Here is a 21,998-nt window from a genome sequence, read left to right as displayed (position 1 = left end):
CGATAGATATTAAATCATGCGCATAGCCCTATCCGATCTCATATATCTTCTCGCACTTGTGAATTCTTCTAGCAATATCATCTTAAGTTCATACAACAGTTAATAGCTCCCGGGAGCAAGCCTTATCAAACTTACTCTGTTTTCCCAAGAACAGCAGAAAAATCTGATACAATGAATTATTCTTAAGGGTGGTGATCATCATGCCCAAAGTCGGGACGGCCATTGCGCCCCTCCATGGAGGACATTGTCCGCCATGGCTGTTTCAAAAAATGACTCAATTAAGCGCCGCCATTGTTGAGGCTATTATTGTGGAATTTGGCGCTGCCGAGGTTTTGCGCCGGTTTGCCGACCCGGTATGGTTCCAAGCTTTTGGGGCCGTTATCGGCTTTGATTGGCATTCCTCAGGGCTCACGACCGTAGGACTCGGCGCTTTAAAAGAAGGATTATCTCAAAAGCAGCGCGAATTAGGCTTGTTTATTGTCGGTGGCAAAGGCAATACGGCCCGCCAGACCCCGCAGGAAATTGATAACATCGGCGAATGGGCCGCGCTCACCCAGAACATTAGCCACTTAAAGGATACGAGCCGTTTGGTGGCTAAAGTGGATAATGCTTTAGTCCAGGACGGCTATCAACTCTACCACCACGTGATGATATTCACCGCTGATGGGCAGTGGACGGTGATTCAACAAGGCATGAATGAGCAAGCACAAAGTGCCCGCCGCTATCACTGGCTGAGTGAAACCGTGAAGAGCTTTACGGTGGAACCCCACCAAGGCATTGTAGGTCGCAAAGTTCCCCATGTTTTAAATTTAACCGAAAAAGACAATGTGTCCATCCAACATGCCTCCTTGCAATTAACACGCCAACCAGAGGAAGTTCTGCTTGCGTTGCGCTCTTTAGGTGTGAATCACGGCGAAAAAGAGTTGATTATGCCGAGTCATCATGATATTCCTCGTGCCCAATATCTCAATAAATCCTTGAATGCGATTTACCAGCGTGATCCCAAGACCTACCAGGATCTGATCATGACGCCAGGTGTGGGTGCCCAGACCCTAAAAGCCCTGGCCATGGTTGCTGAAATTATTTTTGGCTCTCCCCTAACTTACCAGGATCCCGTCCGTTACAGCTTCGCGCATGGGGGAAAAGACGGGATTCCCTATCCGGTCAATCGTCATGACTACAATCATTCCTTGCAAATTTTAGAAGAAGCTTTGAACAAAGCGCGCATTGATGACCGGACCAAATTCGCCAGTCTGCGCCGTTTAGCCCAGTGGGATAAACCCGTGACAACCTAACGCCGTACTCTTTACGCGTCCGCCTAATGGTATTACACTGAGTAGTGTTATCATCAAGATTTTGCCTAATTCTCATGACAACGCGAACGAGAGGGATTTAACGATGTGGCCAAAATTACCGCAAGTTTTAAGTTACCATCCCACAGTCGCGACCATTATTGGCGCCATTATTGTCACGACAGTTTTGTTTACGTTTTTGGGCAAATGGTTTGTGCGCATTACGAAAATGGACCAGGACGAGTAACAAGCCTCTGGTCCATTCCTTCACTACCACTCTGACATGCCTATGCATACCCATTCAGGCTCTTGCTAGCATTTCTTAGTGAATCCCCTTTACTAGGTTTTTTTGTGAGGAATTCTTTTTGTGAACCGGGAAAACACACGCACCATAACAAGGGGTTTTGTGTTGTTTATCTTGGCAATCTCTTTAAATCAGTGTATATTTTTCTGAACACCTAAGCAATTCTTTCTTGGTGTTCCTTTCATTGATCTCACTAATTTAAGAAGGTGACGTCCCATGCCCCCTTTAACTCTTTTTGAAAAAATTTGGAACGACCATGTGGTCATGCAAGAACCGGGAAAACCCGCCTTGCTCTATATCGATTTGCATTTGATTCATGAAGTGACTTCGCCACAAGCCTTTGAAGGATTGCGGCTGCATAACCGAAAGGTACGACGACCTGATCGCACGTTTGCCGTTATGGATCACAATGTGCCCACGACTGACCGCAGTCTTCCCATTACGGATCCCATTGCCAAACGGCAAATGGATCTCTTAGAAGAAAATTGCCGGCAATATGACATTCCTCTCTTTAACCTGCACCATCCTGAACAGGGGATTGTGCATATTATCGGTCCTGAACAAGGTTTAACCCAGCCTGGCATGACCATTGTTTGCGGCGATAGCCATACATCGACACACGGAGCTTTTGGTGCCTTAGCTTTCGGCATTGGCACAAGCGAAGTCGAACATGTTTTGGCCACGCAATGTCTGGTACAGTCAAAGCCGAAAACAATGGCCGTGTATTTTACCGGAAAACGGCCACCAGGCGTCACACCCAAAGACATGATCTTGGCCTTAATTGGACAAATCGGCACCTCCGGGGCTACTGGCTATGTCATTGAATATATGGGTGATGCGGTGCATGCCTTAACCATGGATGAACGGATGACGCTATGTAACATGTCGATTGAAGCCGGTGCCCGGGCGGGTATGATCTCGCCAGATGAAACGACCATCAATTATTTGCGGGGACGGCCCCATGTTCCTCAAGGGGAGGCTTTCGAACAAATCAAAGACCGGTGGCTCCAATATGCTACCGATCCCGGGGCTAGCTTTGACCGCGAAGTCGTCATTGATCTGGATACGTTAATACCCATGGTGACCTGGGGCACAAGTCCCGGTATGGTCGCCAGGATTGATGAGAATGTGCCCGACCCGGACTCTTTTGGCGATGACAGTATGCGTGAATCCGCCCGGTATGCCCTCGAATATATGGGTCTTAAACCCGGCACGCCCTTGACCGAGATTCCCGTTGACAGGGTTTTTATTGGTTCCTGTACGAATGGCCGCTTAGAAGACCTGCAAAAGGCCGCAGACATCGTCAAAGGAAAGAAAGTCCATCCCCGTGTTCGCGCCATGGTAGTTCCCGGTTCCGGACTGGTCAAACGGCAGGCCGAAGCCATGGGTCTTCACCAAATCTTTATCGACGCCGGCTTTGAATGGCGGGAACCGGGTTGTAGCATGTGCTTAGGCATGAATCCCGATATTCTGGAACCGGGCGAACGGTGCGCCTCGACATCCAATCGGAACTTTGAGGGCCGGCAAGGCAAAGGCGGCCGAACTCATTTGGTCAGTCCGCAAATGGCTGCGGCAGCCGCTTTATACGGCCATTTCGTCGATATCAGAAATTTATTGGATTAAGTCCGTGCAAATGTCGGAAACCATGAAATAATGAGGCGAAGGAGGATCCCTCGATGACCCCACTGCAACAACACCGTGGACTGGCTGTGCCTTTAAATCGCGCCAATATTGATACGGATCAAATTATTCCCAAACAATTTTTGAAACGGGTGGAACGGTCCGGTTTCGGCGAATTTCTCTTTTTTGATTGGCGTTATGATGCCCAGGGCCGTCCCCGTCCCGACTTTATCCTGAATGAACCCCGCTACCGAGGAGCCAGTATTCTGATTGCTGGGCAAAATTTTGGTTGTGGTTCATCCCGCGAACATGCGCCATGGGCATTGGCTGACTATGGATTTCGGATTATTATTGCGCCATCATTTGCAGATATTTTTTACAACAACTGTTTTAAGAATGGGATGTTGCCTTTAATTTTGCCTGAAGTCACCGTGCGCCACTTGATGTCTTTGGCTGAACGTTCAACTCCCCTCTATTTGACCGTGGACGTAGAAAATCTCCAAGTTAAGGCAGATAACGATCAGCTTATTGCATCATTTGACTTAGATCCCTACTTGCAAGAAACCCTGGTATATGGCTTGGATGATATTGCCCGCACCTTGCAATATGAGGACCGTATAACCTTGTACGAATCGCAACACGGCTAACTGTTTTAATCGACTCGCGTCTAGCGAGTCGATTTTTTAAAACCTTGCTTTGTAATTAAAACCTCCCCGAAAAAAGACCGTCTAACCAAAGAGTTGACGTGTTTGCTGCTCCCAACTCAGCAAGGCCTTTTTCACGTCCAGTCCGCCCCCATATCCGACTAAATCCCCCTGCTTGCCGATCACCCGGTGACAAGGAATAATAATGGGGATGCGGTTGGCATGATTGGCTCCGCCTACAGCTCTCACGGCTTTGGGATGATGAATCATGTGGGCGATATCCTGATAAGACCTCGTCTCACCGAAAGGAATCGTTAACAGCGCTTTCCAGACCGCCCGTTGAAATGGAGTCCCGTATAAGTCCAAGGTTCCAGAAAAATCCTGGCGTGTCCCGGCGAAATATTCTCTTATCTGCTGTGTAAACGTATGCAGCACACGCGGCTCATGCCGCCATGGGGCATCTGGCATAAAACGCTTGCGCCACTTTTCATCGTCCTCAAGGCTTTCTCCCGGAAGTGTAACCCGGCATACACCGAAGGGAGTGGCTGCGACATATAATGTCCAGGACCAGACGTGAAGCGCATCCCAATACACGATATCAGGAGGCTCGTGATGGGAAGCAATTTCTAAAGGCACCAGCGTTCCCTCCCCTTCCTTAATGGTCTTCATAATGTGTTTCTGACTGGAAACCGGCGTTCCCCTTATGCTGAAGCGGATGACATTTGGGTTTTATCGCGTCCAATATATAAGGCCCCCAAGATCGCGAGCGATCCTATCACAAACGATCCACTAAGATGCGTCGGGGTCAGGAGCATCGATAAAACAACGCCTAAAACTGGTTGTAGGTAGAGAAAGAGAGCCATTAATGCGACAGGAATACGGGATGCGGTATGCATCCACAAAAAATACGCCAAGGCGGTTCCCAATAAGGCTAAATAAACCGTAGCCATAATACTGGTCGTGTGCCATGTCGTCGGCCACTTTGCTCCCGTTATTAACCAAATGGGAATCGTCCCTAGAAAACCGCCGAGAAATGTGCCAGCTGTCGCTTGTCCAGGGCTCAAATGCCGGCTTAATGACGAGGAATAAACATTATAGACGGCAAAACATAAAATCGCCAACACTAATAAGATGTCTCCGGTAATATAGCCTTTGACCCCCGGACGGGGAAAGCCGGCCACGGCCCAAGCCCCAAACGCGGCAATAGCCAGCGCCCATCTACGGGCCCGGGACAGGTGTTCCTTAAGCAGCACACTAGCCATGACGGCTGTCATTAAAGGTTCTAAGGCAATGGAGATAGCGGCCATGGCTGGTGTCGACGCTTTTAATCCTTGCGTTTGCAACACCAGAGGTAGAGAGAACCCTATGACTCCTAAAAAGGCCGTGCGCAGAATCGTTCGTCTGGACCATATCCGCACATTTCGCCATAAAAATGGCAACATAACAAGGCTTCCGGTTCCCAAACGGATTAACGTGAGCAAGGATGCGGAAACGGAAATAAGCGCCACCGCGGTCGCCGGATAAGTACCTGCCCAAATCAAATTCATTGTCAACAATGAGAGAAGATCCAAAATAGTGACCCGAATGGCTCATGACACCCTTTGCCTCATATGACGTCACAAATGTCTCATTTTTATAGATATTCTTTTTAAATCTATTGTACATTGTGTAATGTCATTTAGATAGCGCCATGTCTCTTATGCATGTGGCGCTATCTAGGCTATGATGGTTAGGGTATCACTAATTTAATGCCGGCAAATGCCAGAACCAGGAGAACAAGGTATTGAAACCGTTTCGCATCAATTCGAAAATGGAGAAAGTTCCCGCCAAGCAAGCCAATGGCCACGGCAGGCAGCAGCCATGCCGATGTTACTACCGTTTTGGCCCCTAACAATCCCAACAGAAAGTATAGGCTGCCACGAACAACGCTATCGGTTATGGCGATAAATTGGAACGAGGCCCGGAACGCCCGTTTATCCAAATGCCGCATCTGAAGATATGCCACAATGGAGGGCCCACCGCCTCCATATAAGCTACCGATAACTCCCCCTAAAAATCCTAACGGAGCGCCCCAGATCCGAGAGACTTGGGGTAAACGCTCGGGTTTCGTCACGATGGCATAGACCACATAAAGCAGAATGAAAACCCCTAGCAACACGGTCACACTCTGGGCGGGCAATGTTTTTAAGATCCAGGCTCCCACAATCAATCCTAAAATCGTAAAAATCCATAACCAGGGCATTTCTTGCCAGCGAATCTCCTTAAAATCATACGAACCTAACGCCAATGACGCGACACCGTCCAACAAAAAGACAATGGGCACCACCTGTTTAATAGGCAAGAAAAATATCAAAAGCGACACGGAAATTAATCCCGATCCAAATCCCAGCATTCCCCGAATGGCAAAGGCGGCCAATACGATGAGGAATGCTATCAAATATGAATCGATGGATAAATATCCAAGATGCATACAAGGCCTCCTCGCCTGGAATCGATAATTCGATGTGACCATGAAATTTTACGCGAACAGCGAAAATCTGACAATCATGTTCACGGTCTTTATATAACTGTGAGTTTACTTTCTTATAGAAAACAGTGATTAGCCAGAATAGAAAGGGATGGTTATAGTAATAAGCGGGTTAGTAAGTACCGTTCGACATAAATTGGCAACGTCGTCCGTCGGGGTTAATGATTTTGAGGATATTTTTCAGTGATCCGGTTATCCTCAAAAAGTGGTAAAAGGAGATGGAAAGAATGGCCGCAGCTCGCGAGTTGCACACATTATGGCAAGAATTTTATGGACCGAATGCCGGCTATATTATGGACTTATATGAACAATACTTGCGGGATCCGGCGTCGATTGATGAAGCCAGTCGACGTCTCTTCGAACAATGGGGTCCTCCGCCCAATGATTTTCCCACCGAAGATTATCCCGAACCCGTCACGGTCAGCGATGCGAGCTTAGAAATCATCCGCCGCGGGACAGAATTGGCGCGCAATATCCGGGAGTATGGACATCTGCAAGCCCATTTGAATCCTCTCGCTAACAGGGTTCCTTCGTCCCCCTTATTGCGCCTTGAAACTTATGGGCTCAGTCCTGAACAACTACAACAAGTGCCAGCGAAGTCTTTATGGCCTAACTGCCCAGAAACCCTAAAAACGGGATGGGACGCAATTGAAGAGTTATTGAAATTGTACACAGGAACTGTCGCTTATGAATTTAGCCATGTGCATAACTTAGAGGAACGCCAATGGCTTATGGATTATGTCGAATCTCACCGCATTCAACTGCCATTATCACCCGTTGACAAGCGAACCATCCTGCGGCGGTTAATTGCCGTCGACCAGTTTGAAAAATTTTTGCATCATACTTTTCCGGGTCAGAAGCGTTTTTCAATTGAAGGCACTGATGCGATGGTCCCCATGTTGGACCGCTTAATTCATTTAACCGCCACGACCACTCCCATTCGTAATGTCGTGATTGGTATGGCTCACCGCGGCCGGTTAAATGTTTTAGCACATATTTTAGGTAAACCCTATGCGGATATTTTTGCAGAATTTCATAGTGCACCCAATAAGGATTTGGTTCCATCGGCTGGATCGGCTGGAATTAATTTTGGCTGGACTGGGGATGTCAAATATCACCTCGGCGCCCGCAAAATTATGCAAGAGTCTAATATGGTCGAAATGCGTCTGGCTCTAGCCAATAATCCCAGTCACCTCGAATTCGTTGATCCGGTGGTAGAAGGAATGGCTCGGGCTTTACAGGATTCTCGCCAGCGCCCTGGCGCCCCGGTGCAAGATGTCGATCGGGCACTTGCCGTCCTGATTCACGGTGATGCCTCGTTTCCGGGCGAAGGCGTCGTATCCGAAACTCTGAATTTGTCGCGGTTAGCCGCTTATAATACGGGCGGAACTGTGCATATTATCGCCAATAACTTTTTAGGATTTACGACCGAACCCGACCAAGGGCGTAGTACCCTTTATGCAAGTGATTTGGCTAAGGGATTTGAGATTCCGATTGTCCACGTGAATGGCGACGACATTGAGGCTTGCCTGGGCGTTATTGAAATGGCCCATGCCTATCGACAGGCATTTCACAAAGACTTTCTGATCGACTTGGTTGGCTACCGGCGATGGGGACATAATGAAGGGGACGACCCGAGCGTCACCCAGCCCGTGTTATATCATGCCGTCGCTTCTCATCCCGTGCCATGGCAAGTTTATGCTAAACGTTTAGAAGATGAAGGCTTGATTACCGAAGACGCGGTTAATGAGATTATCCAGGCGATCCAAGACGATTTACGTTCCATTTACCAAAAACTCACCCGAGGGGAAATTACATTAACGCCGCGGGGAACCTTGCCGGAAGAACCCGCAAATCCTTTGCCGGCTCCTGTCTCCCGCGAGTTATTAAACGATATCAACCAAGAATTATTAAGACGTCCGAAAGGATTTCAGTTATATCCTAAACTAGAAAAAATCTTGGCTAAACGACAAGACGCTTTAACCACACCTCGTGGTGTTGACTGGGCTCTTGCCGAAACTCTGGCCATGGGCACAATTTTGGCGGATGGGATTCCTATCCGGATGACAGGTCAAGATTCGGAACGTGGCACCTTTAGCCAGCGTCACTTGGTTCTTCACGATGTCCAGAGCGGCGAGAAATTTTCTCCCTTAGAACATCTTTCTCATGCGCGTGCGTCATTTTTAGTGGCCAACAGCCCCTTATCCGAAACCGCTGTATTAGGATTCGAATATGGTTATAGTACCCAGGCTCCAGACACCCTGGTGTTTTGGGAAGCGCAATATGGAGATTTTGCCAATGTCGGCCAGGTGCTTTTTGACCAATTTATCGCCCCGGGTCGAGCCAAATGGCTTCAGTCTTCAGGCCTTGTCATGCTCTTACCTCACGGTTATGAAGGACAAGGACCGGAGCACTCTAGCGCACGTTTAGAACGATTCCTACAATTGTCAGCAGATGAGAATTGGCGGGTCACAATTCCCACGAGTGCGGCCCAATATTTTCATCTTCTCCGTTCTCAAGCCGCATGGCTCAAAGAACGTCCCCGTCCCTTAGTGGTGTTAACACCTAAAAGCCTCCTGCGCAATCCTTTGGCAGCATCGGATGTTACGGAATTAGTACAGGGTCAATTTCAGCCTTTGTATCCACTGCCTGTAACCGATCCGTCTCAGGTGACGCGCTTAGTGTTAACTGCCGGAAAAATTGGCATTGAAATAGCTCAAGCGCTTAAAGAACAAGAGTCCGACGCCAAGTGGATTGCCTTGGCGCGAGTGGAACAACTCTATCCCTTCCCCTTCCCGGAACTCGACGCACTCGTTTCTTCCTTACCGCATCTCAAAGAAGTGTATTGGGTCCAAGAGGAGCCACAAAATATGGGAGCGTGGACTTATATCGCAACCACTTTACAGTACAACGTTAAGGGCCTGCCGTTAAAATATGTAGGGAGACAACCGCATTCTGCTCCGGCAGAAGGCTTTGCTCAGCACCATGCCATAGAACAAGACCGTATTATTCATGAAGCGATAAGCCGTTAGGGGGACATAAATCATGACACAGATTACGGTTCCAGAAGTTGGAGAATCCGTAACTGAAGCGACTGTTGGAGAATGGTTAAAAAAACCAGGAGACCTGGTAAAGGCCGGGGACCCCATTGTTGAGCTCGAAACCGACAAAGTCAATTTAGAAATCACCGCCAATGAAGATGGAACATTACATGAAATTCTGAAACAAAGCGGTGAAACCGTTGTCGTGGGTGATGTGCTGGCCACATTGGTTCCCGGAGATAGTTCCGCAGCTAACACAGCCCAAACGCATCAAGTCTCCACAGCCACTGTTTCAAGTGACCAGCCCGCCAATTCGGTACAAGAGGCTCCTGTCGTCCGCGCTACACCGGACGTAAGACGTTTGGCTGACCAAGAAGGGATTATTCTCAGTGAAGTGCCCACGCAAGGCAACCGAGGGCGCGTAACCCATACGGATGTGGAGGCCTATCTCCAACAAACGCGGGAAAAAGCTCCTGTTCAAAGTCCGATCGCTCCGCAAGCGCCCCAGAGCCCGAAGATACCACCTTTGTCGTCCTCACCGTCACAGACGTCCATGGATGACGTGCGGCCTGTGGAGCGCATCAAAATGTCTAGACGCCGGTTAACTATTGCCAACCGGTTAGTGAACGCGCAACACACTGCGGCCATGTTGACCACCTTTAATGAAGTGGATATGACCAAGATTTTAGACATCCGGCAACGACGCCGTGATGAATTTGAAAAGCGCCATGGCATCCGTCTCGGCTTTATGTCATTCTTTACCAAAGCATCCATTGCGGCCCTGAAAGCATTTCCCCGGTTGAATGCGGAAATTGAGGGCGAAGAAATGATTCTCAAACATTATTATGACATCGGTATTGCTGTATCTACCGATAATGGTCTTGTCGTTCCCGTGGTGCGCAATGCCGATCGTTTAAATTTTGCTGAGTTAGAGAAAGCTATTGCCGAATTAGCCATCAAGGCGCGGGATAATAAGTTGTCAATTGCCGATCTCCAGGGAGGAACCTTTACGATCACCAACGGCGGAGTCTTCGGATCCTTATTATCCACCCCTATTCTCAATGCTCCTCAGGTCGCTATTTTAGGCATGCACAAAATTGAGGAGCGGCCGGTTGTGGTTCAAGGACAAATTGTGGTGCGCCCCATGATGTACCTTGCCTTGTCTTATGATCACCGGATTGTTGATGGCAGTGAAGCCGTTCGCTTCCTGGTCTTGATTAAAGAATTGCTTGAAGATCCCGAAGCATTACTGTTGGAAGGATAATATTTTACACTTACGCCCGGCAAAAACTGCCGGGCATTTTCTTTTCGCGTTATGATTAAGGCAAACTGCCCAAAAGGCCGATAAAGGAATGGACGGCCGCTTTATCAAACGGACTCCGGCCCCAAGAACTCCTCAGCCTAAGTATCAATCTCTGCCTGTCCTTGCGCCGAGCATGCTGGTCACCAATCCCCCGGACCATACGCGCCTGCGCAATCTGGTAAACCGTGCATGCCAACCTAAACATTTAGAACGCCTGCGCCCCTATATTGCTGAACTTGCCCGGGAATTGTTAGACAGCTTTGTCAACAATGGTAGCGGCAATCTGGTTGAGGACTACGCTTTTCCTTTACCTGCTCTGGTGATTGCAGAATTAATAGGGGTCCCGGCTAAAGATCGTAGTCTCTTTCGATCCTTATCCCAGAAAATCGCCTTAATGATCGACCCCACACAAGAACCGGTCATCCGTCCACAAGGACAAGATGCACGCTGGGAACTCCTCGATTATTTTCATCATTTAACTCAGGAAAAGAAGTTAAATCCGGGGGATGATCTTCTTACTCCTCTTCCGCACGTGATGGGTGAAAGCCGTGGAATTTATCCCGAGGGTCTAGGGGGCACCTGCGTGTAAATCGTATCCGTAAAACCCAATGCGGCCAAAATGGCCGCCACCGACTGGGTATGAACCGCCGGGACAAAGAGTTGACGGGTCTGGGCATCCAGCGGCACGACAATCAGTCCGCGCAGATGATGTAACACCTCCTGCCCGGTGGGCCGCGCCAACAGACCGCGAGTCGGCGTGGGAAGGGGCGGGGCCTGCCGGGCCCGACGTTCGATGAGACTGAGCACCAACGCGGCGAGCAAGAGCACATAACCTAAGGCTTCCACCCGTTCCGGCTTGTGCACATAGAGCGCATCCACAAAGGCTGGGTCTTTTAAAAAGCGAAAACGGTGTTCGATGACCGTCTGGCCTTTGTATTCTTCGAGCAATCGGCGGGCATCAAAGGAAGAGGCCGGTAGATTGGTGATTAAGACAAACGTCGCCGCCCGGTCCTGTGCCGCCTGCACGCGTTGCGCATCGACTGCCCCAATGGTGGGATGGACCCGGTATACTGTGGTGGTAGCCGGTTCGGGGGCATCGTGGCGGGGACGCCCGCGGGTCGTGCGTTTGGGGACCTGCGTTTCCGCGACAACCGTCGCCTCGACATGATGCCATTGGGCGGTGGCCCGCCAAGCGGCCACGGCCGCTTCGGCATCATGAGCACAGGCAAACACGGTCTCCGCGAGGCGAGTCGCCGCCCGGGTTAACTGGTTATGGGCCCGTTCGACCTGGCGGGCAATGGTGTGAGCTTTCCGCTCAGCTAGATGATCGGAGCGATAAACCACGAGCCGATAGGATCGGCCCTCAATTTCGCCGGTCTGTTCTGCGGCCGCATAGGTGGCCGCATCGGCACGCTCCCCGATTTTGCCGAGGGGAACCCAGGCGTTGGCCGCCAAGGCGGCCGTCTTCGCATCGTGCGCGGCTCGAAATGTCTCCGGACAACGCGAGAGAAAGCGGAGTGAACGGTCAGCCATTGCCTTTAAGTTAGGACCTGTGATGAGAGCGGAATCGGCCACGTAGACCAGTTGTTGCAGTTGCTGAGGCGAAAAGTAATCGTCTAAGGCCGCAATCATCTCGGCATTGAGGGTTTTATCACTCAGATTCCCGTCTTGCACCGTGCCTACCACCGGAATGCCTTCTCGGGTCCCCAACAGCGTCAGGAGAATTTGACGCAGATCGGGACGATGATCCTTGGAATGGCCATAGGTGGGATGCACTCCGGTCTCGGATCCGGTGTCCGGATACGTGCCATAGACCGAGCGGGTCGTACTATCCCAGTGGACAAACACCGGACTATCGGGCGTCCACACGTGGTCGTGCAAGAGCGCTCGCGTTGCAACGGCACTGAAGACGGTGGCGCCACCGGCAGCGGCGACTTTATCCAGAGCCCGTCCGAGGGCATCATCCGTAAAATCGGCCGCGGTGCGGCCGGATCCAAACAACAAGGGCACATCGGTTAACTGAAATTGCTCGTGGACGCGATACAGAGGTCGACGAGCGGTCAGCAAATTGACGACGAGCGCGAAAATCCGTTCGCCGGGCGACAGGTGGCAACGCTGCGAATCCCACGCAACGGTCTGATTTATGGCCTCGACGAATCCAATTTCCTCACAGAGGGCTCGGATGACCGGTCCAGCCCCCACAACAACGGGTGTCGGCATGGGTGTGTTCATAAGAGATTACTTCGCCATGCGATACCCAATCTCCTTTGCGATCAGCCCAAAAAAAATAATTTTTTTGTTCCCGCCACGTGCGGAAAGTAAGTTCTTAGCACCCTTCTGCAAGTTCAAGGACAAGAAGGCACCCTAAGTGCCGGAGTTATAATCTAGCTTCCGTTATTGTGCTTAAAAGTGTAAAATATGGCCATGGATCGCACATTAACCAGTCATGAGGTAGCCCATCTGCTCGGGGTCCACATCAAGACCATCCACCGTTGAGATCGGGAGGGTCGACTTAAACCCACTGGTCGGACGGCCACGGGTCGTCGCTATGATACCGAAGATCAGATCCGGGCCTTCCGCCATCAGCAGCCCCGTCCCCCCGGACCCGAAAGATCATGGCGTATTGTCGTGTCAGCAGCCAAAGGCAGCGACCGGATTTGAAGAATCCGCGGTTAGCATGGGAACAATGCTGTTACTGTACCGCTCGCGGACTGGCCACAGTCGAGTTCATCGAGGAAATCGATGGGGGCCTGAACTTTCATCGTAAGCGATTCCTCGCCGTAATGGATGCTGTGGATGGCGAAGACGTGGCATGCTCAATCGGGCCCACACGGATCGCTTGACCCGATTCGGAGGAATGGTTTGAGCAGGTCTGCCAGCAACATGGATGCGAGATTGTGGTGCTGAATCAAGCACATCTTTGGCCGGGGTCGGAATGAGTTCAGGATTTGCTCACACACTATCACGCATGTCTTCTCGGCTCGGTTATACGGATTGTGGAAGTACCGCCAACGCTTAAAGGAGGCCCTTCATGCCGACGTTAGCGCATAAGATTCGACTCGATCCGACGCCGGATCAGATTCGGTACTTTAAGCAAGCGTCCGGAACGGCCCGGTTTGTCTGGAATTGGGCGCTAGCTGAGTGGAATCGCCAATATGCTGCTGGACAGAAGCCCAAAGCCTCTGCCTTGAAGAAGCAGTTTAATGCGCTGAAGTATCAGCAATATCCCTGGCTCCACGATATCCATCGGGATGCGCATGCCCAACCGTTTGCCGATTTAGCCGACGCGTGGCACCGATTCTTTACGCAGCAAAATGACCGCCCCGTGTTTAAGAAAAAGGGGAAAACCCCTGACAGTTTCTACGTGGCAAACGATAAGTTTCAGATCGCAAAACGTCGGGTGAAACTGCCGAAAATCGGCTGGATCCGCTTGCGGGAAACCCTCCGATTCCCCGGCAAAATCTTGGGCGCTCGAGTGCTTCGGGAAGCCGATGAATGGTTTTTGGCCATTCACGTATCCGTGCCGGATGCCATCTATTATCGGACGCGCACGGGTCATGGGGTGGAAGGCGTGGATGTCGGCATCAAGACGTTTGCCACGCTGTCTACGGGAGAAAAGATTGGCGGACCCCAAGCTCATCGCCGCGCTTTACGCCGCCTGAAAATGCGGCAACGGAGCATTACCCGAAAAATGCAGGCCGCCAAAGTCCAGATCGGCTTAGCCCCGCACGAACCCCTGCCGAAAGGCACGCGGTTGCCGCGTAGCCGGAACTGGGACAAGGCCAAAAACTCTATGGCCCGCACCCATCTGCGGGTCGCCAATCTTCGGAACGATTTCTTGCACAAGACATCGACTCGGCTTTGTCGCGAAAACCAAGCGATGGGGATCGAGACGTTGTCGGTGCGCAGGATGATGGCGAATCGTCATTTGGCCCGGGCCATAGCAGATCAGGGATTCGGACGCTTCTTCTCCCTGCTCCAGTGCAAAGCCCAACGGTATGGCACCCGATTAGTGGAAGCGGACCGCTGGTTTCCCAGTAGCAAACTCTGCGCGACCCCCGGCTGTGGCTCTGTCAAGCAGGACCTCACCTTAACAGATCGCAGGTGGACCTGTCCATCGTGCGGCATCACTCATGACCGGGATGTGAATGCGGCGCGCAATCTCAAACGGCTGGCGACCGAAACCGCCCTACCTGTGGCGACGATGGGGGCAACCCTATCGACGGTGCCGGAAGACCCCGGCATCGGCGGGAAAGTCACGCCTGTCAGAAACGAAGCGAGATCTGTTGGCTTGCCAACGGCTTCGGGGCAGGAAGAAATCGATGCGCACAATGGCGCACCGATTTTATAGCAGAACTTTTAACGATGTCCTTATTATTGTTAGTCGCTGGACATGAAACCACAACCAACCTCATTAGTCTTGGCACCTATCGCTTGCTCATGACACCCTCAGCGCTGAATGAACTCCGTCTTAAACCCGCATTGTGGGCAAATGCCGTGGAAGAATGCTTGCGTTTTGAGTCCCCAGTCCAATTGGATGGGCGTATGGCTCAACAAGACGTCCCTATAGGAGATCAAATCATTCCGAAAGGCGCGTCCGTAACCGTGGTTCTGGCGCAAGCTAATCGGGATCCGGAGATTTTTCCCAATCCGGATATGTTTGACATTCACCGTCATCCCAATATGCACCTGGCTTTTGGTCGTGGCGTTCATATGTGCTTAGGCGCGACCTTGGCCAAGATGGAAGCGACCATCGCGTTTTCTGAACTATTTCGTTATTCCCTGGAACTGCATGGCGACCCGATTTTTAATCCCAATGTCCTCTTACGCGGTTTAAAGTCGTTGCCCCTGATTGTTAAAGGAAGCCAGTAAGGCAAAAACGGCATACATCCATGTAATGCCATGAAAAAAGCGAGACCAGAAGGTCTCGCCTTTCTTCGTCGTTGAACCTTATTGACCAACCGCTTCTCCGGGTTCGGATACATAGTCTTGGTCCTGGGTATCATCGGTTCCATTGCTAATGTTGAGGGCGTTAAAGAGAATACTCAACACCACAACAATAACGATATTGACGATAATAGCCCAGACACCCGCATAGGCCAAATAGACGCTATGACCGATATGCAACGGGTAAATGGAGGTTTTGAAGGATTCGGCCGCGGCCATGCCCGTTCCAATAATCATGCCTACAAGCCAGCCCAAGAATAAGGCCCAACGATGGAACCATCTGGTGTATAAACCAAATATAATCGTGGGAACCGTCTGCAAAATCCAAATTCCTCCTAAAGTCTGGAAATAGATGGAATATTGCAACGGAATCGCGACAATAAAGAATAAGGCCCCTAAAATCACGATTAATCCGACGATTTTCGCTATCTGGGCTTCACGGTTAGGGCCGTTGTCCGAAGCAAAGTATTCCCGGTAGATATTGCGGGTAAACAAGTTCGCCGCGGCAATGGCCATAATCGCTGCAGGTACCAAAGCGCCGATGGCAATCGCTCCAAAGGCGAAGCCGGCAAACCATGTCGGCAAGGTCTTTAAAAAGAGCAATGGGACCACAAGGCTTGTATCTTTGGTGTGAATCCCGGCGGCAATGGCCATATATCCCAAAATCGCGATAAAGGTCAGTGCTAAGGAGTACAGTGGCAATAATGCCGCATTGCGTTGAATGGTTTTCCCACTTTTTGCCCCCAAGGTTCCTGTCACAGCATGCGGATAGAGCAACAACGCAAACGCTGAACCTAAAGCCAAGGTCGAAAAAGCTGTGAACAGTTTAGGCGCGAGAATAACCGATCCTTTTGTTGCCGGGAGTTTGGCCGCGGCAACCTGGAAGATGTGTCCATATCCGCCTAAGTGGATGGGAATAGCAATACATGCGACGATAACGGTCACGTAGATCAAAATATCTTTTAAGATGGCGGTAAGAGCCGGTGCTCTCAGCCCACTAGTGTAGGTGTAGGCCGCTAAAATCAGAAAAGCAATCACTAAAGGCAAATCTTTTAAGAATCCATGCCCTGATAAACCCATGGCAGCCAAGACTGCTTGAATACCTGTGAGTTGCAAGGCAATGTACGGCATGGTCGCTAAAATTCCGGTAATAGCCACCGCTAAGGCCAGTAACGGACTATTGAACCGCCCCCGCACAAAATCAGCAGCGGTCACATAATTCCGCTGTTTAGATACCCGCCATAAACGAGGCATCACAATGTACATAATAGGAAAAACGACGATCGTATACGGCACAGCAAAAAATGCAAAAGCCCCTGCACCATACACAAGAGCCGGCACAGCAATAAAGGTATAAGCCGTGTATAAATCTCCTCCGAGTAAGAACCAGGTTACGAATGTGCCAAAGCGGCGACCGGCCAATCCCCATTCTTCAATAAGATCCAGGTCACCCCGGTGCCAGCGCGATGCGGAAAAGCCCAACACTGTCACCATGGCAAAGAGAATAAGAAAGACAATAAATGCTGACCAATAAATAGGAATCACCCCTTTTCCTGGTGTCAACTAGCGATTATCAATGAGATAAACAATGCCGCTTAAAAGCGCGACAAGGAAAATCCATAAAATCAGATACCAGTACATAAACGGGAAACCCGCTAGGGTTGGTCGATACGAAGCGTAAAAAGGCGGCCACAAGGTTCCAATAAACGGTATCAGGAATAACCAATACCATCCGCTCTTTGTCTGTTTTTGCATTGTCACCACCTCCCTCATGCGGTCATGAACCGCATGAAAATTGTGACACCAAAAAGAATGCGCGTCAATCCAGCTTATTGCGACAAATAAAATTTTTTTTAAGAACGTGCGATTGCCTGAAACTAACGAATAAAAGAACTTAACCAATAAAAAAATATCCCGCTCATCACACTGGCGGCTAACGAGTGAGACCACCACGCAACAATAATAGTGAGCACGCTGGCTACGGCAATATGAAGCCATTGAAGATGTCGCAGCAGATGATAGCCATAAAAGGATTGCACCCATAAAGCCATCACAACGGCGGGAACAAAGTTGGATACCCAGCTCTTAGAGTACCGGGAATACTTTTCCAAACGGGATCCGACTTTGATCATTAAAATCCACGGGACGACTCGTTCCATCCACGTTCCCCATGCTGCTAAGACTAATATCTCCATCCATTGCCTAACCATACTCATCACCCTGCTTCATGCCACATCTGTCCATGTTCTTGCCAAAGCACTTCAATGGTCGAGGCCAAAATAGCCGCAACCAAAACACTTGTCATGCCCCAATTCAGCGATTTGGCTATTACATAAAACCCTAAAGCCATTCCTAGGACGCGTAAGGAGCCAAGGTGCCATCGCCTATGATGGAATAAGGATGTCGTGAGAATGAATATGAACAATGCAGGTAATGCAAAATTCAAAGCCAAGGACGCATGGGGAATCTCTCTGAGCACCGCTTGACCGAAAAAGACTCCCATGATAGTTCCACTCAACCATCCCCCATAGGCAATGAGTGCAATGGTCAACAGGTAGAATGTGGCTGATTTTTGATCATCTTCGCAATAAAAGGGCCGACAAATTGTCGCAAACACTTCGTCTGTCAATCCCCACCCGATGAGTAAGATCTCTTTGACTGATCGTTTTCTCTTCGAAGCCAAGGTGAGTGCCGGTCCATAAGTCACATGACGGAGATTGATCAACCAAACCGTCATAGCGCTTGACCATAGAGATGCGTGCATCGAAATCAAGGATAATAACACAAATTGGGAAGTGCCCGCATAAAGGATGGCTGATGTGGCCAAGATTTGCCATGGCAGCCAGTGATATTGTTGTGCTGTCATGCCAAAGGCCATAGAAGGAGGCAAATATCCAAGGTAAATGGGGAATCCTTCTTGTAATGCCGTGAGCACACGATGTGTTTTAGAGTGCATCTCCCTTATCCTTCCCGAAACTTTTTACACAATTTGCTAGGTGCCTTTGCCAAACACAAAAATGTGTCGACCACTGCTCCATTCAGATGAAGACCAAAATCCCGCCACCCGGTAATGGTGAAGAATCCGAAAACCATGACTCACAATCCGGTCCATCAGCGATTTGGCATCTAACCAGTTATCTAAAATTGTTTGGGGGCTGTCATTTGCAAGATGATCCCCCTCCCACTCCCATGAGTATTGAAATATTTTTAAAGTCTTCGTGAGAGCGTGATTTTTAGGGATGATCTGCTGAGGCCACTCACTTAATTGATTCATGCAGTGATATAAAAGGTAGCTACGTTGATAACTCGCCAAATCCGAAAAAGGATCCAGCACAGGGGTGGACACCATGAGCCGTCCACCCGGCAATAACCTGTCTGTGATCATGTCAAAGAGCTCCGGGGTCCACAGCTGGTCACGAAAATAGAGCCATGCCCATTGTGGATTTGTGCGGTTTTTCTCAAAATCCTTTAGCGTCTCATCTGAATCAATAATGAGCCCCTCCCCTTCAAATGAGCGGATGAGATATTCACGGGTGGAATCTTCCATATCAGCCATTGGGCGTCCCATGGGCAAAATGGCAAAACGGTAAAAGGCGGTTTCATCAATTTCTATGAGAAATGTACGGTGAGTGGACGATTGAGAATTGGCCTTAAACACTTCATCCGCCATCGCAACGGGCAGTAATCCGGTATACACGTGTTCCAGAAATTGATTGTGACTTATAGACCATGCGAGTGGCCACGATAAATATTTCTCTTTTAATGAAATATTATGGGGTAATTCCGGATAAAAAATCACGACCATGATTTCACATCCCTCCTCACCCGTTTCATAAACATGGGGACGATCTGCAAAAAAAGTGAGCACATCGCCCGCATGAACAAACCGCAATGAATCTAGCGGACCGACCTGACAGTCCCCGCGAATTCCGGTGACAACTTCAAATACGCCGGGAGGATGTGCTTTGGCTTCACGTCTGGTACGAGCACGCAGATTCATTCGGTACGTTTCGACAACGCCGAAATCCGCATGATCACGCGCCAGTAAAGAGGTTTGCCCAAACTGGTCATCCACCTCAAACGTTTCCCCAAAAGACGCGGTATCGGGTGTGATCAGCGTCCCAAACGATACACCTAATGCTTGAGACAAAGTCCACAATGTATCCAAAGTCGGATTGGCCAAGCCGCGTTCTAACTGCGATAAAGTTCCTTTGGCGATGTTAGCCTTTTTGGCCAGTTCGTTAACACTTAGGCCCCGCGTCTGTCGCCATTTACGCAAATTGGTTGCGACGATCGAGTGCAATGAGTTGTGTTTCATGAGGTCATTATATCATACTCATGTTCATTATATTAGACACTAAAGAGATTTTGCGGTTTTTCCGCAACAACCTATTGCGTTTCCCTAAAAAATGGTATTTACTGGTATTACTGGCACTACATGTAAGGAGGATAAAATGAATACAGTGACGATTGCCGAAATTGCTTCACGACTCGATTTGCCTGAGAGCACGGTCCGTTATTACCGTGACCGGTTCAGTGAGTTTGTCCCCGTCATTGGCAAAGGTCGCCAACGCCGGTATCCTGAAGAAGCTGTGGAAATTTTTCATACCATTGCTGATGGCCTACGCAATGGACAAACGGCCACGATGGTCGAAGAGACATTGGGCAGACTCTATCCCAGAAATGTCGAAACCACGGAAACGGAACTGGCTCAAGTCACAGCAGGCACACCGCAACAAGTTGCTCAAGCTATGGTACAAGTTCTTTATCAACAATCAGAAGAAATCCAGGCCATGCGGCTGTCATTAGAACAGATCAAAGATGATTTAGACCGTAAATATGAAGAAAATGTTGCCGTGGTGGCAGAAGCCTTTGAAAAACTGAAATCTCATATGGACACACAAGATATGCAGAATGCGCGATTGGCAAGGGAACGCGATCAATTTATTGTTTCTCAGATGCGGGACATGCTTCAAAAATCACAACAAACTCAAGCCCAATCCAAATCATGGTGGCAAAAGTGGTGGGGTAAAAATTCCGATCAAGCCTCGGTTCGTAGTTAAGTTCCCTGTCCGGACGCCTCAAGGCGTCCGGATTATTGCTTGTTAACGGGTTGTAACCATCCGGCCAAAGTCGCTCCGACCATTTGAGCCATGGTGTCATCCATAATCATCATTCCATGATGAGAATGCATAGCATGAATCCATGTGACCGTAATTGCCATAACGACAAATGAGCCAACCATACCGCCAGCGGTCGCCCCGATCATAGCCGTCATGAGATCAAACCGACCTTGGACTAAGGACATAACAGCTAATAATATGGCGGTTCCTAGTGCCAAAAGCACAAATGTAATCATCCAATTCGCTGTCCACCACGAGAACAATACCGTACTGATGACTGCTGACAGCATGGAAAGTTCCAGGGAATGGGTTCGAAAAATAGACATTCTCCGCCTTTCTTCTGTAGGATTTTCTATGTCATATGATACAAACCCCTCAACAAGAACTAATGATTGTTCCCCATTTGTCCCTCCGAATCTTTTCTGCAGGCCATCTTGCGATCAGGCGTTTTATATTGTTGATTCAGGTCCATTCTTCTTGGGAGGGCTCACGACACGCAAGTTGCGCCGTCGCCACCAACGTTTCACTGAAGAAAAAGAACCGTGAATCATAAACATTGTCCCTAAAGGGATCATGCCGAAAAATAACAAAGCTGCCCAGCTGACCCAATCATTCCCCCTAGCCAGATCTGAATAGCGGCGCATAATGATAAAAGCCAGAGCCCCATTAGCTAATAAAGGAATAAACAGAATAACCCACCACAGGTTGGATGCCATATTCCTCGAAGAGGATTTAACATGCCCTAAATCCGAACGACGCATTTTCATTTCTTGTCCTCCTAACCACAACCCTTTCTACAAGGCTTTCCCTGGCATGTACGGCGCAAAACATATGACCCCCACCCGTTCATGGATCATCCCAAGCAAAGGATATAATCCGTATGGGTAGGAGTCATTAGTCCTGGGGACAGTTTTTCTTTTGGCCACAACCAAAAGAACGCAGAACTCCATTGCAATATGATTAGTATATCGTACAAAATTTCAAGGCGACAAGACTCTTCCTAAGCATTTCGTGGTGTCATCTTTCCACGAGGATAAACACGCAGTCAATTACCTCGCCCTAAAGGACGAGGCTTGGATCTAAACTCCACCGCAATTCCAAAAACCTTTGCAGGCGTTTGGCTTTGGCTTCATGATCCGACCCATTTCCACCCGCACATAGCAAAAGCACAGTTGAAACGTGACAGTGATTTCAACT

General features: G+C 49.5%; 21 protein-coding genes and 1 riboswitch. Of the genes, 10 read left to right on the top strand and 11 right to left on the bottom strand.

Annotated features, from left to right (window positions below; genetic code table 11):
- Positions 1-200 precede the first annotated feature (200 nt).
- The 4 genes from AOA63_RS00315 (at position 201) to leuD (ending at position 3,863) form a co-directional block, all read left to right on the top strand.
- Complete coding sequence (locus AOA63_RS00315; protein WP_053957843.1) at positions 201-1,295, top strand: DUF763 domain-containing protein; 1,095 nt, start codon at positions 201-203, stop codon at positions 1,293-1,295.
- Positions 1,296-1,398: 103 nt separating this feature from the next.
- The gene (locus AOA63_RS19475) at positions 1,399-1,539 is read left to right on the top strand and encodes a hypothetical protein (protein ID WP_020373974.1); all 141 of its coding nucleotides are present in this window, start codon (positions 1,399-1,401) and stop codon (positions 1,537-1,539) included.
- 273 nt (positions 1,540-1,812) lie between these two features.
- Positions 1,813-3,219, top strand: a complete 1,407-nt coding sequence (gene leuC, locus AOA63_RS00310; RefSeq protein WP_053957842.1) for a 3-isopropylmalate dehydratase large subunit — start codon at positions 1,813-1,815, stop codon at positions 3,217-3,219.
- A 53-nt stretch (positions 3,220-3,272) separates the two neighbouring features.
- On the top strand, positions 3,273-3,863 hold the full coding sequence (gene leuD / locus AOA63_RS00305) for a 3-isopropylmalate dehydratase small subunit (protein ID WP_053957841.1): 591 nt from the start codon (positions 3,273-3,275) through the stop codon (positions 3,861-3,863).
- Positions 3,864-3,944: 81 nt separating this feature from the next.
- Here the strand turns inward: leuD and AOA63_RS20315 are convergent, their stop codons facing one another.
- The 3 genes from AOA63_RS20315 to AOA63_RS00290 all read right to left on the bottom strand — a co-directional run bounded on the left by AOA63_RS20315 (position 3,945) and on the right by AOA63_RS00290 (position 6,330).
- Entirely contained in the window at positions 3,945-4,529 is a 585-nt protein-coding gene (locus tag AOA63_RS20315) for a methylated-DNA--[protein]-cysteine S-methyltransferase (protein WP_082343634.1), read from the bottom strand.
- Between the two features lie 32 nt (positions 4,530-4,561).
- Entirely contained in the window at positions 4,562-5,413 is an 852-nt protein-coding gene (locus AOA63_RS00295; protein ID WP_278277055.1) for a DMT family transporter, read from the bottom strand.
- Between the two features lie 176 nt (positions 5,414-5,589).
- Positions 5,590-6,330 carry a sulfite exporter TauE/SafE family protein gene (locus AOA63_RS00290; protein ID WP_053957839.1) on the bottom strand — a complete coding sequence of 247 codons (741 nt, stop codon included), beginning with the start codon at positions 6,328-6,330 and terminating at the stop codon, positions 5,590-5,592.
- 284 nt (positions 6,331-6,614) lie between these two features.
- On the opposite strand from AOA63_RS00290, the gene AOA63_RS00285 reads away from it, so the two are divergent.
- The 3 genes from AOA63_RS00285 (at position 6,615) to AOA63_RS00275 (ending at position 11,320) form a co-directional block, all read left to right on the top strand.
- Entirely contained in the window at positions 6,615-9,419 is a 2,805-nt protein-coding gene (locus AOA63_RS00285) for a 2-oxoglutarate dehydrogenase E1 component (RefSeq protein WP_139061411.1), read from the top strand.
- 13 nt (positions 9,420-9,432) lie between these two features.
- Positions 9,433-10,692 (top strand): 2-oxoglutarate dehydrogenase complex dihydrolipoyllysine-residue succinyltransferase, encoded by a 1,260-nt coding sequence (odhB, locus tag AOA63_RS00280; RefSeq protein WP_053957837.1) that lies wholly within the window; start codon positions 9,433-9,435, stop codon positions 10,690-10,692.
- Between the two features lie 88 nt (positions 10,693-10,780).
- On the top strand, positions 10,781-11,320 hold the full coding sequence (locus AOA63_RS00275) for a cytochrome P450 (protein WP_197648367.1): 540 nt from the start codon (positions 10,781-10,783) through the stop codon (positions 11,318-11,320).
- Here AOA63_RS00275 and AOA63_RS00270 read toward each other — a convergent pair.
- Complete coding sequence (locus AOA63_RS00270) at positions 11,287-12,951, bottom strand: IS1634 family transposase (RefSeq protein WP_053960573.1); 1,665 nt, start codon at positions 12,949-12,951, stop codon at positions 11,287-11,289. The genes AOA63_RS00275 and AOA63_RS00270 overlap by 34 nt on opposite strands.
- An 811-nt stretch (positions 12,952-13,762) precedes the next feature.
- Between AOA63_RS00270 and AOA63_RS00265 the strand changes: the two genes are divergently transcribed.
- Together AOA63_RS00265 and AOA63_RS00260 are read left to right on the top strand one after the other, a co-directional pair.
- Entirely contained in the window at positions 13,763-15,082 is a 1,320-nt protein-coding gene (locus AOA63_RS00265) for an RNA-guided endonuclease InsQ/TnpB family protein (protein ID WP_053957836.1), read from the top strand.
- Between the two features lie 14 nt (positions 15,083-15,096).
- Positions 15,097-15,603 carry a cytochrome P450 gene (locus AOA63_RS00260; protein ID WP_242848241.1) on the top strand — a complete coding sequence of 169 codons (507 nt, stop codon included), beginning with the start codon at positions 15,097-15,099 and terminating at the stop codon, positions 15,601-15,603.
- A gap of 78 nt (positions 15,604-15,681) precedes the next feature.
- On the opposite strand, the gene mctP is transcribed toward AOA63_RS00260, so the two are convergent.
- From mctP to AOA63_RS00235, 5 genes are all read right to left on the bottom strand, one after another.
- Complete coding sequence (gene mctP / locus AOA63_RS00255) at positions 15,682-17,241, bottom strand: monocarboxylate uptake permease MctP (RefSeq protein WP_242848240.1); 1,560 nt, start codon at positions 17,239-17,241, stop codon at positions 15,682-15,684.
- Complete coding sequence (locus AOA63_RS00250) at positions 17,242-17,433, bottom strand: DUF3311 domain-containing protein (protein ID WP_053957835.1); 192 nt, start codon at positions 17,431-17,433, stop codon at positions 17,242-17,244.
- A 122-nt stretch (positions 17,434-17,555) separates the two neighbouring features.
- Positions 17,556-17,888, bottom strand: coding sequence for an AzlD domain-containing protein (locus AOA63_RS00245; RefSeq protein WP_171822551.1), 333 nt, complete (start codon positions 17,886-17,888; stop codon positions 17,556-17,558).
- 5 nt (positions 17,889-17,893) lie between these two features.
- Positions 17,894-18,634: an AzlC family ABC transporter permease gene (locus AOA63_RS00240; RefSeq protein WP_053957833.1), complete on the bottom strand. Its 741-nt coding sequence runs from the start codon at positions 18,632-18,634 to the stop codon at positions 17,894-17,896.
- Between the two features lie 36 nt (positions 18,635-18,670).
- Positions 18,671-19,996, bottom strand: a complete 1,326-nt coding sequence (locus tag AOA63_RS00235) for a helix-turn-helix domain-containing protein (RefSeq protein WP_053957832.1) — start codon at positions 19,994-19,996, stop codon at positions 18,671-18,673.
- A gap of 136 nt (positions 19,997-20,132) precedes the next feature.
- Between AOA63_RS00235 and AOA63_RS00230 the strand changes: the two genes are divergently transcribed.
- Entirely contained in the window at positions 20,133-20,741 is a 609-nt protein-coding gene (locus tag AOA63_RS00230) for a MerR family transcriptional regulator (RefSeq protein WP_053957831.1), read from the top strand.
- 32 nt (positions 20,742-20,773) lie between these two features.
- On the opposite strand, the gene AOA63_RS00225 is transcribed toward AOA63_RS00230, so the two are convergent.
- Positions 20,774-21,127, bottom strand: a complete 354-nt coding sequence (locus AOA63_RS00225; protein WP_053957830.1) for a hypothetical protein — start codon at positions 21,125-21,127, stop codon at positions 20,774-20,776.
- A gap of 123 nt (positions 21,128-21,250) precedes the next feature.
- Positions 21,251-21,568 (bottom strand): hypothetical protein, encoded by a 318-nt coding sequence (locus AOA63_RS00220; RefSeq protein WP_053957829.1) that lies wholly within the window; start codon positions 21,566-21,568, stop codon positions 21,251-21,253.
- Between the two features lie 111 nt (positions 21,569-21,679).
- Positions 21,680-21,764: riboswitch (Fluoride riboswitch) on the bottom strand.
- Positions 21,765-21,998: the final 234 nt, after the last annotated feature.

Source organism: Sulfobacillus thermosulfidooxidans, assembly GCF_001280565.1.
Taxonomy (GTDB): Bacteria; Bacillota; Sulfobacillia; order Sulfobacillales; family Sulfobacillaceae; genus Sulfobacillus; species Sulfobacillus thermosulfidooxidans_A.
This window is presented reverse-complemented; position numbering and strand designations above follow the sequence as displayed.